The following is a 10,559-nucleotide window of genomic DNA, read 5'->3' as shown; positions in this document are numbered from 1 at the left end:
GGGTGGGTTGGTTGGGGGGGGGGGGGGGGGGGGGGGGGGGGGGGGGGCGTGCCCCCCCCCCCCCCCCCCCCCCCCCCCCCCCCCCCCCCCCCCCCCCCCCCCCGCGCCACCGGCACCCACCACCAACCCGGGGCCCCACCCCACAACCCTTCCGCTCCCGCCGAAGGCGGGCAACAACGCACAGAAGAGACACGGCGGGAAACCCGGCAACGTGGGAAGCAGCTCACCCCGCGTGGAGCATCAGCCCGATCCCGATGACCATCAGCCCCGCCGCGGCGATCCGCGGTGCGCCGAAGCGCTCCTTGAAGAACAGGGCGCCGATGGCGGCGCCGACGATGATGGAGGACTCGCGCAGGGCGGCGATGGGGGCCAGGGCGGCGCGGGTCTGGGCCCACAGCACCAGGCCGTAGGCGAAGACCGACAGGACGCCGCCGGCCAGGCCCCGTACGGCGATGGGGCGCAGCTCGGCGAGGAGCCGCCGGCGGCGGGTGGCGAGCGCGTAGGCGGGGATGGCGAGGCCTTCGAGGATCATCAGCCAGGCGATGTAGCCGAGGGGGGTGCCGGAGGCGCGTACGCCGAGGCCGTCGACGGTGGTGTAGGCGGCGATGGACAGGCCGGTGGCGAGGGCGGCGACGAGGGCGGGCCAGTGGGGTCGGGCGCCCGAGCCGCGGATGCCCCACAGGGCCACGCCGACCAGCCCCACGGAGGCCAGCGCCACACCGGCCAGCGCCCAGCCGTCGGGGATCTCGTGGACGAAGACGGCCGCGAGGACGGTGACGACCAGGGGGGCGGTGCCGCGGGCGATGGGGTACATCTGCCCGAAGTCGCCCAGCTGGAACGACCGCATGAGCAGTGCCTGGTAGACGACGTGCAGTACGGCGGACGCCAGCAGGAAGGGCCAGGCGCCGGCGGCGGGCAGCGGGGTGAAGCCGGCCAGGGCGGCGCCGCAGACGGCACCGCCGCCGCCGACCAGTGTGAAGGCCAGCAGCTGGTCGCGTATGCCGTGCGCGATGGCGTTCCAACTGGCGTGGGTGACGGCGGCCAGCAGGACGGCCGCGACGACGAGCGGGGTCACTCGGCGTGCTCGCGCACGTCGGTGGTCTGCGGTGCGGGGGAAGCGGAAACGGTCATGGCCCGCACGCTAGCGAAAGGTGTACGGGCCATGCGAAGCGGTTTCCAGCCGAGGGGACGAGGCGGGGGCCCGGGGGTCCCCCGCCGTCGCTCAGTTCGCGGTGAGGATGGCGCGGACCACCGGGCCCGCGTTGGAGCCGCCGTGGCCGCTGGCCGGGACGACGGCCGCCGCGGCGAGGTCGTCGCGGTAGGCGGTGAACCAGGCGTTGGGCTTCTTCTGGCCGTCGACCTCGGCGGAGCCGGTCTTGGCGCCGATGTCACCGCCGACGCCGGACATCGCCTGGGCGGCCGTACCGGACGTCGCGGTCAGCTTCATCAGCGACTTCAGGGCGGCGGCGGTGCCCGGCTTCATCGTCCGGGCGGCCCTGGCGAGCGTCCGGTTGTCCAGCGACGGCGAGACGATGTACGGCTGGTGGAAGGAGCCGGCGCGGACCGTCGCGGCGAGCGTGGCGACGTTGAGCGGGTTCATCCGCACCCCGCCCTGACCGATCAGCGAGGCCGCCATCTGCGCGTCCTGCTGCACCGGCACCGCGCCGTCGAAGGTCGGGATGCCGGTCTGCCAGTTCAGGCCGATGCCGAAGACGTCCCGGGCCTCCTTCGTCAGGTCGTCGTTCTTCAGCTTCTCCGCCTGCGAGATGAAGGCGTTGTTGCAGGACGCCGCGAAGCTCTGCGCGAAGGTGCCGGACTTGATCTCGGACTTGTCGAGGTTCTGGAACTTCCAGCCGCCGACGGTGACGTACTTGGGGCACGGGTGCGACTTGCCCGGCGCGGTCATGCCCTTGTCGATCAGCATCGCCGACGTCACGATCTTCATCGTGGAGCCGGGGGCCAGCGACCCCTGGGTGGCGAGGTTGAAGCCCTTCTCCGGGGCGTTGGCGATCGCCAGGATCTCGCCGGTGCTGGGCTTGACGGCCGCGGCGGCCGCGGACTTCTTGCCCCTGACCGCCCGCTCGGCCGCCGACTGCAGCGTGGCGTCCAGGGTGGTCTTGAGGGTGCCGGGGGTGCCCTTGGAGAGCACCTTCAGCGTCTTGTCGGGCTGCTGCTCGGCCGGCTTGGCGCTCTTGGCGCGGTGGATGAACAGCTCCACGCCGGGCTTGCCGCCGGTCTTGTCGCCGTACTTGTCGCGCAGGCTGTCCAGCACCCCGGCCAGCGTCGGATGCGCCTTGGGGGTCAGCTCCTTGCCGTTGCGGTCCACGGCCTTGATGGGGGGCGCCTCGGCCTCGCCCGTGCGCAGCTCGTCGCCCTTGGCCAGGTCCGGGTGCAGCACCGTCGGCCGCCAGGCGATCCGCGGCTCACCGGTGGTCTTGTCGCGCTGCACGGTCGCCGACGTGCGGTACGAGTAGGCCGCCTTGGTGCCCTTGTAGTCGATCTGGGTGGTGACGGTGTACGGGACCTTGTCGCCGGCCGGGGTGCCCGGCGTCACCGTCACCTTCGAGAACTTCGCCTGCTTGCTGAAGGCCGCGAGCGCGCTCTGGGCCTCCTGGGGGCTGTCCGTCAGCCCGGCTGCCTTCGCCGCGTCGCCGGACTGCCAGGCGGTCAGGAACTCCTGCCCCGCCGTCTGCACCTCCTTGGCCGACAGCGGACCGGTCGGAACCTTGGGCCCGGAGTCGCCCGGCTTGGCGTCCGCCGACCTGACCTCCTGCGGGGACGCGTCGTCCGAACCGCCGAACAGCGTCAGACCGCCCACGACTCCCGCCACCAGGGCCACCGATCCGCCGATCAGCCCGTACCTCACCTCACGGCGCATGCCACCGATCCCCTCCCAGGAGTCTCGTCCTTGAATACGCACACAAGAACGTGCATCGCACTCTAAGGGACACGGGGAAATCGCCGAGTCTCGATCCGGGCACGGTCCGGTGACGCGCTGTTGTAGGGCTGTTACGGAATTGTCGAACTCTTCCCGTGACCCGCGCCCGGCCCCGCGCGGCCCTTCGCTCAGACCCAGCTGTCGAACCACATCCGGTGGTGCCAGGCCGACTTGGGGATCGGCATGCCCGTATAAAGCGGATAGAAGTAGATGAAGTTCCAGACGATCAGGAGCGCCAGGACGCCGGCGCCCACCGCACCGATGGTGCGGCGGCGCTCCGTCGAACCCGGCGGGCCGATGATCGCGCCGATCATCATCGCCAGCGCCAGACACAGGAACGGGACGAACACCACCGCGTAGAAGAGGAAGATCGTCCGTTCCTGGTAGAGGAACCAGGGCAGATAGCCGGCCGCGACGGCGCAGGCGATGGCGCCGGCCCGCCAGTCCCGCTTGAACAGCCAGCGGTAGAGCACGTACAGCAGTGCGAAGCAGGACGCCCACCACAGCAGCGGGGTGCCCAGCGCCAACACCTCGCGGGCGCAGCCCTCGGCCGCGGTGCAGCCGTCCTGGCCGGCCTTGGGGTCCTCGTAGAAGTACGACACCGGGCGGCCCAGGACCAGCCAGCTGAAGGGGTTGGACTGGTAGGTGTGCGGGGTGGTCAGTCCGGTGTGGAAGTTGTAGACCTCGGTCTGGTAGTGCCACAGGCTGCGCAGCCAGTCCGGCAACCAGGTCCAGCCGCCCAGCCGGCCCTCGGGGGAGGTCGCCCAGTCGCGGTAGTAGCCGCCCTTGGTGGCGATCCAGCCCGACCACGACGCGAGGTAGGCGGCGAGGGCGACCACGACCGTCGAGCCGAACGCGGGCAGGACGTCGCGGCGCAGGGCCGAACGGAAGGGGTGGCGGGCACCGGCCGTACGCCGGGCCGCGACATCCCACAGCACCGACATCAGGGCGAACGCCGCGAGGAAGTACAGACCGTTCCACTTCGTGGCGGCGGACAGGCCCAGGCACAGCCCGGCCGCGATCCGCCAGGGCCGCCACCCCAGCCGCAGCCGGTCGCCGACGGAGTCCTCCGGCCGCGCCACCCCGTCCGGCCCGGTCGGCAGCGCCGCCGCCAGCCGGCCCCGGCTGCGGTCCCGGTCCACCAGCAGGCAGCCGAACGCGGCCACCACCCAGAACATCACGATCAGATCGAGCAGGGCGGTGCGGCTCATGACGAAGTGCAGCCCGTCCACCGCGAGCAGGGCGCCCGCCAGGCAGCCCAGCGCCGTGGACCGCATCAGCCGCCGCCCGATACGGCAGATCAGCAGCACCGACAGAGTGCCCAGCAGCGCCACCGTGAACCGCCAGCCGAACGGGTTCATCCCGAACGCCCACTCGCCGAGCGCGATCAGCCACTTGCCCATCGGCGGGTGCACGACATAGGAGTGCTCCGGCGAGAGCATGATCTGCGGCGGATGGGCGACCAGCGCGTCATTGGCGGTCTTGGCCCAGGTGCCCTCGTAGCCGTACTGCAGCAGCGACCAGGCGTCCTTGGGGTAGTACGTCTCGTCGAATATCACCTTCCGCGGGCTGCCGAGGTTCCAGAACCGCAAGCCCCCCGCGACCAGCGCCACCAGCAGCGGACCGGCCCAGCCCGCCCAGCGGGTGAGCCTGGCCGCGGCGCTCGGGCCCGCGCCGAACACCGCCCACAGCCGGCCGCCCGGCTCCGGGAAGCCGGGCACCAGCCGGGTCCGGACGTCGGCCTGCGGGCGGGCCGGATACCCGAAGCGGCGCAGCCGCCGCTGCCACACGGGGGGCGCCTGGGCCGGCTCCGGGGCGCGGTGCGCGGCGGCGTCGGCCGCGGTGGTGTCACTCGTCACCCGGCCCATCGTAGGGAAGGGCCCTGTGGACCGGCGCGGAGCGCCACCCGGTGATGCCGACCGGACCGGCGCGTCCTGGGAGGATGGGCGGGTGACTGGAACGCTGGTACTTGCAGGGACGCCCATCGGCGAGATCGCGGACGCGCCGCCGCGGCTCGCCACCGAACTGGCGGCCGCCGACGTGATCGCCGCCGAGGACACCCGCCGGCTGCGCCGGCTGACCCAGGCGCTGGAGGTGACACCGGCCGGCCGCATCGTGTCGTACTTCGAGGGCAACGAGGCGGCCAGAACACCCGAGCTGGCCGATGCGCTGTCCGGCGGCGCACGGGTGCTGCTGGTCACCGACGCCGGGATGCCCTCGGTCTCCGACCCCGGCTACCGCCTGGTCGCCGCGGCCGTCGAACGCGGCATCAAGGTCACCGCCGTACCGGGCCCCAGCGCGGTGCTCACCGCCCTGGCCGTCTCCGGCCTGCCGGTGGACCGCTTCTGCTTCGAGGGCTTCCTGCCCCGCAAGGCCGGCGAGCGGCGCTCCCGGCTGCGCGAGGTCGAAGGCGAGCGGCGCACCCTGGTCTACTTCGAGGCGCCGCACCGGCTGGACGACACCCTCGCCGCGATGGCCGAGATCTTCGGCGCCGAGCGCCGCGCCGCGGTCTGCCGCGAACTGACCAAGACCTACGAGGAGGTCAAGCGCGGCCCGCTGGGCGAGCTGGCGTCCTGGGCGGCCGAGGGCGTACGCGGCGAGATCACCGTCGTCGTGGAGGGCGCCCCCGAGAGCGGACCCGAGGAGCTGGACGCCGGGGAGCTGGTGCGCCGGGTGCGGGTGCGCGAGGAGGCCGGGGAGCGGCGCAAGGAGGCCATCGCGGCGGTCGCCGCGGAGGCCGGGCTGCCCAAGCGGGAGGTCTTCGATGCGGTGGTCGCGGCGAAGAACGCTATGAAAACGCCCACATCAGAGGGGTGAACCGACCCTTCGGAAGGTAAATGACTGCCCTGAAAGGTAAAGCGAAGGGCGGCGCGCTCGGACCTTTTATATGCCTACTGCCAAATCTGGGCCAATAGGGTCCACGATCCGATGCGTTTCGGCCGGGAAAGGCGTCCACTGGGGGATGGGACGAACGGTTCCCGGACGCCTTGTCCAGCGGACAAGAGGAGCGCAATGAGCGAGCGTAGAGAGCGAATCATCCAGAGGTGCGCGCCGAGCGAGTGCGAGGCCGAGCGAAGCGAGGTTTCGGCATGAGCGAGATCGCCAAGGCCATTGGTGTCACCACCAGCCCCGTCACCCCCGGGCCCCGGCCCGAGCCGGCCGCGCACGAGGCCTACTCCTTCGCCTGCATGAAGTGCGGGTACGGCTGGGAGCAGGCGTACGAGATAGTCCACCAGGTCGACGGCAAGGGCGAACAGCACGTCGTCTACTACGCGGACGGCGAGCGGGTGCCCTCCCCGCTGACCCGCCCCACCTGCCTGAACTGCGGAACCAACGTCGTACGCATCATGCGCTCCGGCCAGGTATCGATGGTCTCCGACGCGATCGCGAACATGCACCAGCGCCAGCCCGCCGGCGAGAAGAACGGGAAGAAGAAGGCGGCCCCCAAGGAGCGCACCGGCAGCACCGCCGAGGACGCCCCGGAGGCCGGCAAGCACCACTGGCACCTCTCCGACCTGCTGCACCCCTTCCAGCACCACCGCAGGTGAGGTCCCGGCCGCGGCCCTCGTAGGATCGCGGCCATGGCCACGCAGGACAAGAACACCCCGCCGCCGCTGCCCGAACCGCTTCGGGTGGCGGTCGCGGACTCGCACACCCACCTGGACATGCAGGACACCACCGTCGAGGAAGCCCTCGCCAAGGCCGCCTCCGTCGGGGTGACCACCGTCGTCCAGGTGGGCTGCGACATCAAGGGCTCACAGTGGGCCGCCGAGACGGCCGCACAGTACGACGCGGTGCACGCCACCGTCGCCCTGCACCCCAACGAAGCGCCCCGCATCGTCCTCGGCGACCCCGACGGCTGGTCGCGACAGGGCGCCCGGGAAGCCGGCGGGGACGGCGCCCTGGACGCCGCGCTCGCCGAGATCGACAAGCTGGCCGGGCTCCCGCAGGTCCGCGGCGTCGGCGAGACCGGCCTGGACTACTTCCGCACCGGACCCGAAGGCATGGCCGCCCAGGAGCGGTCCTTCCGCGCCCACATCGAGATCGCCAAGCGGCACGGCAAGGCCCTGGTCATCCACGACCGCGAGGCCCACGACGACGTGCTGCGGATCCTGCGCGAGGAAGGCGCACCCGAGCGGACCGTCTTCCACTGCTACTCCGGCGACGCCGCGATGGCCGAGGTCTGCGCCGCGGCCGGCTACTTCATGTCCTTCGCCGGCAACGTCACCTTCAAAAACGCCCAGCCGCTGCGGGACGCGCTCGCCGTCGCCCCGCCCGAGCTGGTCCTCGTGGAGACCGACGCCCCCTTCCTCACCCCCGCGCCGTACCGCGGACGGGCCAACGCCCCGTACCTCATTCCGGTCACCCTGCGGGCGATGGCCGAGGTCAAGGGGCTGACGGAGGACGCACTGGCCACCGCGATCGCCGCGAACACGGCGCGCGCCTTCGGCTACTGAGCCCAAGGGGGGTGGGCCGGGCGGCTCCCGACGGCCCACCCACCTCGGCACACGGCCATCCGGGGTACCCCGAATTGACTACTTCGCGTAACTGATCGACTTTGGAGAGTCACCGCCTCTCCGCTACATTCCGGCCGTCAACCGCATCCGGGCATGTGGAGCGCGCCGTGAGTCAGTCACCAAGCAGCCACCGCGCCGCGCGCGGCCGTCGCAGGCGCCGCGCCGAACCCCCCGAAGCGCTGCGCCGGGTACTGCCCCGGGCCCTGGTCGTGGCCTTCCTCGCCGGCGGCACCACCGCCTTCATCGCGCACGACAAGGCGGTCCGGCTCAGCGTCGACGGCACCCCCCGCACCCTGCACACCTTCGCCGACGACGTCGACGACCTGCTGGCCGACGAACAGCTCGACATCGGCGCCCACGACATCGTCGCGCCCGCCCCCGGCACCGAGCTGACCAGCGGCGACGAGATCCACGTCCGGCACGGCCGGCCCGTCGTCCTCACCGTCGACGGACAGCGCCACCAGGTGTGGACCACCGAGGACACCGTCGACGGCGCGCTCCGCCAGCTCGGCGTACGCGCCGAGGGCGCCCATCTGTCGGCCTCCCGCTCCCGGCGCATCGAGCGGCACGGCATGGAGCTGGCGGTCCGCACCGAACGCTCCGTGGTCTTCGTCGCCGACGGCCGCGAACACCGGGTGCGCACCAACGCCGCCACCGTCCGCGAGGCCCTGGCGGAGGCCGGTCTCGCACTGCGCGACCAGGACACCACCTCGGTGCCGCCGGACAGCTTCCCGCGCGAGGGCCAGACCGTCTCCGTCCTGCGCATCACCGGCTCCAAGAAGGTCCGCGAGGAGCCCATCGCCTTCCGGACGGTCAAACGGGCCGACGCGTCGCTGACCCGCGGCACCGAAGCGGTCGTCCGGCAGGGGCGCCCCGGCGTGCGGCGGGTCACCTACCGGCTGCGCACCGTCAACGGCGTCAAACAGAAACCGAAGCGGACGCACACCGAGGTCGTACGCGCCCCCCGCCCGCAGATCGTGCACATCGGCACCAAGGAACTGCCCGCCTCGGTGAGCGGCACCGACCACCTCGCCTGGGACGCCCTGGCGCAGTGCGAGGCCGGCGGCCGCCCCGACGCCGTCGACGCCTCGGGCACCTACGGCGGGCTCTACCAGTTCGACGTCGGCACCTGGCACGCCCTCGGCGGCAGCGGCCGCCCCCAGGACGCCCCGGCCCAGGAGCAGACCTTCCGGGCCAAGAAGCTCTACATCAGCCGGGGGGCGAGCCCCTGGCCGCTGTGCGGCCGTAAGCTTCACGGGTGAACGAGCGCAGCGAGGCCCTGGCATGAGCAAGAGCACCACCGACGATTCCGGCCCCCTCCTGGGCCCCGCCGACATCCGTGAGCTGGCCGCCAGGCTGGGCGTACGTCCCACCAAGCAGCGCGGCCAGAACTTCGTCATCGACGCGAACACCGTCCGCCGCATCGTGCGGACCGCCGACGTCCGGCCCGACGACGTCGTCGTCGAGATCGGCCCGGGCCTGGGCTCGCTGACGCTGGCGCTGCTGGAGGTCGCCGACCGGGTCACCGCCGTCGAGATCGACGAGGTGCTGGCCGCCGCGCTGCCGGCCACCGTCGCGGCCCGGATGCCCGACCGCGCCGACCGCTTCGCGCTGGTGCACAGCGACGCCATGCACGTCACCGAGCTGCCCGGCCCCGCGCCCACCGCGCTGGTCGCCAACCTCCCCTACAACGTCGCGGTCCCCGTGCTGCTGCACATGCTCGCCACCTTCCCCTCCATCGACCGCACCCTGGTCATGGTCCAGTCCGAGGTCGCCGACCGCCTCGCCGCCCGCCCCGGCAACAAGGTCTACGGCGTGCCCTCGGTCAAGGCCAACTGGTACGCCGAGGTCAAGCGGGCCGGCGCCATCGGCCGCAACGTCTTCTGGCCCGCCCCCAACGTCGACTCCGGCCTGGTCTCCCTCGTACGCCGCGACAAGCCGGTCGAGACGACCGCCTCCCGCGACGAGGTCTTCGCCGTCGTCGACGCCGCCTTCGCCCAGCGCCGCAAGACGCTGCGCGCCGCGCTGGCGGGGTGGGCCGGCTCCGCCGCCGCGGCCGAGGCCGCACTGCTCGCCGCCGGGGTCTCCCCGCAGGCCCGCGGCGAGGCGCTGACCGTCGAGGAGTTCGCCCGGATCGCGGAGAACAAGGGGGCGGGCAAGTGACGGCCTCGGAGTCGGTGACGGTACGCGTACCCGCGAAGGTCAACGTCCAGCTGGCGGTCGGCGCCGCCCGCCCCGACGGCTTCCACGACCTGGCCAACGTCTTCCTCGCCGTCGGCCTGTACGACGAGGTCACCGCCACCCCGGCGGACACCCTGCGGATCACCGCCGAGGGCCACGACGTCGACCAGATCCCGCTGGACCGGACGAACCTGGCGGCCCGCGCCGCCGAACTGCTCGCCGCCCGCCACGGCATCGAGCCGAACGTCCACCTCCACATCACCAAGGACATCCCCGTCGCCGGCGGCATGGCCGGCGGCAGCGCGGACGCCGCCGGCGCCCTGCTGGCCTGCGACGCCCTCTGGTCCACCGGCGCCACCCGCGCCGAACTCCTCGAAATCTGCGCCGAGTTGGGCAGCGACGTCCCCTTCAGCCTGGTCGGCGCCGCCGCCCTGGGCCAGGGCCGCGGCGAGCTGCTGACGCCCCTCCCCGTCGGCGGCACCTTCCACTGGGTCTTCGCGGTCGCCGACGGCGGCCTGTCCACCCCGGCCGTCTACCGCGAGTTCGACCGCCTGACCGCGGACACGGACGTGCCCGAGCCGGAGGCCGCCCCCGAGCTGCTCGCCGCCCTGGAATCCGGCGACGCCACCGCCCTCGCCGCGGCCCTCACCAACGACCTGCAGCCCGCCGCGCTCTCCCTGCGCCCGGACCTCGCCGCCACCCTGGAAGCCGGCACCGCCGCCGGCGCCCTGGCCGCACTGGTCTCCGGCTCGGGCCCGACCACCGCGTTCCTGGTCAAGGACGCGCAGTCGGCAACGGAGGTGGCAGCGGCCCTGCTGAGGTCGGGCACCTGCCGCCAGACCCGGGTGGCACAGGCCCCGGCAGCGGGCGCGACGGTCCTGTAGGGCCTCTCCGCACCGCCCGGCTCTGACGCCGTCAGCGCC

General features: G+C 72.8%; 9 protein-coding genes. 6 read left to right on the top strand and 3 right to left on the bottom strand.

Going from position 1 to position 10,559, the window contains the following annotated elements; translation table 11 throughout:
- Positions 1-223 precede the first annotated feature (223 nt).
- The 3 genes from ACZ5XZ_RS36320 to ACZ5XZ_RS36310 form a co-directional block, all read right to left on the bottom strand.
- Complete coding sequence (locus ACZ5XZ_RS36320; protein WP_468986240.1) at positions 224-1,075, bottom strand: EamA family transporter; 852 nt, start codon at positions 1,073-1,075, stop codon at positions 224-226.
- A 147-nt stretch (positions 1,076-1,222) separates the two neighbouring features.
- Positions 1,223-2,878, bottom strand: coding sequence for a penicillin-binding transpeptidase domain-containing protein (locus ACZ5XZ_RS36315; RefSeq protein WP_468986239.1), 1,656 nt, complete (start codon positions 2,876-2,878; stop codon positions 1,223-1,225).
- A gap of 188 nt (positions 2,879-3,066) precedes the next feature.
- Complete coding sequence (locus ACZ5XZ_RS36310; RefSeq protein ID WP_468986236.1) at positions 3,067-4,806, bottom strand: dolichyl-phosphate-mannose--protein mannosyltransferase; 1,740 nt, start codon at positions 4,804-4,806, stop codon at positions 3,067-3,069.
- Between the two features lie 82 nt (positions 4,807-4,888).
- On the opposite strand from ACZ5XZ_RS36310, the gene rsmI reads away from it, so the two are divergent.
- The 6 genes from rsmI (at position 4,889) to ACZ5XZ_RS36280 (ending at position 10,520) form a co-directional block, all read left to right on the top strand.
- Positions 4,889-5,755, top strand: a complete 867-nt coding sequence (rsmI, locus tag ACZ5XZ_RS36305) for a 16S rRNA (cytidine(1402)-2'-O)-methyltransferase (RefSeq protein ID WP_468986234.1) — start codon at positions 4,889-4,891, stop codon at positions 5,753-5,755.
- A 272-nt stretch (positions 5,756-6,027) separates the two neighbouring features.
- Entirely contained in the window at positions 6,028-6,486 is a 459-nt protein-coding gene (locus ACZ5XZ_RS36300; protein ID WP_468986231.1) for a hypothetical protein, read from the top strand.
- Positions 6,487-6,519: 33 nt separating this feature from the next.
- Positions 6,520-7,395 carry a TatD family hydrolase gene (locus ACZ5XZ_RS36295; RefSeq protein WP_468986229.1) on the top strand — a complete coding sequence of 292 codons (876 nt, stop codon included), beginning with the start codon at positions 6,520-6,522 and terminating at the stop codon, positions 7,393-7,395.
- 167 nt (positions 7,396-7,562) lie between these two features.
- A complete protein-coding gene (locus tag ACZ5XZ_RS36290; protein WP_468986227.1) occupies positions 7,563-8,717 on the top strand; it encodes a ubiquitin-like domain-containing protein in 1,155 nt (384 codons plus the stop codon).
- A gap of 22 nt (positions 8,718-8,739) precedes the next feature.
- Entirely contained in the window at positions 8,740-9,618 is an 879-nt protein-coding gene (gene rsmA / locus ACZ5XZ_RS36285; protein ID WP_468986225.1) for a 16S rRNA (adenine(1518)-N(6)/adenine(1519)-N(6))-dimethyltransferase RsmA, read from the top strand.
- Positions 9,615-10,520 (top strand): 4-(cytidine 5'-diphospho)-2-C-methyl-D-erythritol kinase, encoded by a 906-nt coding sequence (locus ACZ5XZ_RS36280; protein ID WP_468986223.1) that lies wholly within the window; start codon positions 9,615-9,617, stop codon positions 10,518-10,520. The genes rsmA and ACZ5XZ_RS36280 overlap by 4 nt, the downstream gene beginning before the upstream one ends.
- Positions 10,521-10,559 lie beyond the last annotated feature (39 nt).

This window comes from Streptomyces sp. NPDC033270 (assembly GCF_055576575.1).
Note: the sequence above shows the minus strand (reverse complement) of the source record. Positions and strands in the feature narration are given on the sequence as shown.

Bases quoted from the DNA above. Each gene is read 5' to 3' on its own strand.
- rsmA (WP_468986225.1), top strand. From the start codon at position 8,740: ATGAGCAAGAGCACCACCGACGATTCCGGCCCCCTCCTGGGCCCCGCC.
- ACZ5XZ_RS36300 (WP_468986231.1), top strand. From the start codon at position 6,028: ATGAGCGAGATCGCCAAGGCCATTGGTGTCACCACCAGCCCCGTCACC.
- ACZ5XZ_RS36315 (WP_468986239.1), bottom strand. From the start codon at position 2,878: ATGCGCCGTGAGGTGAGGTACGGGCTGATCGGCGGATCGGTGGCCCTG.
- ACZ5XZ_RS36295 (WP_468986229.1), top strand. From the start codon at position 6,520: ATGGCCACGCAGGACAAGAACACCCCGCCGCCGCTGCCCGAACCGCTT.
- ACZ5XZ_RS36310 (WP_468986236.1), bottom strand. From the start codon at position 4,806: ATGGGCCGGGTGACGAGTGACACCACCGCGGCCGACGCCGCCGCGCAC.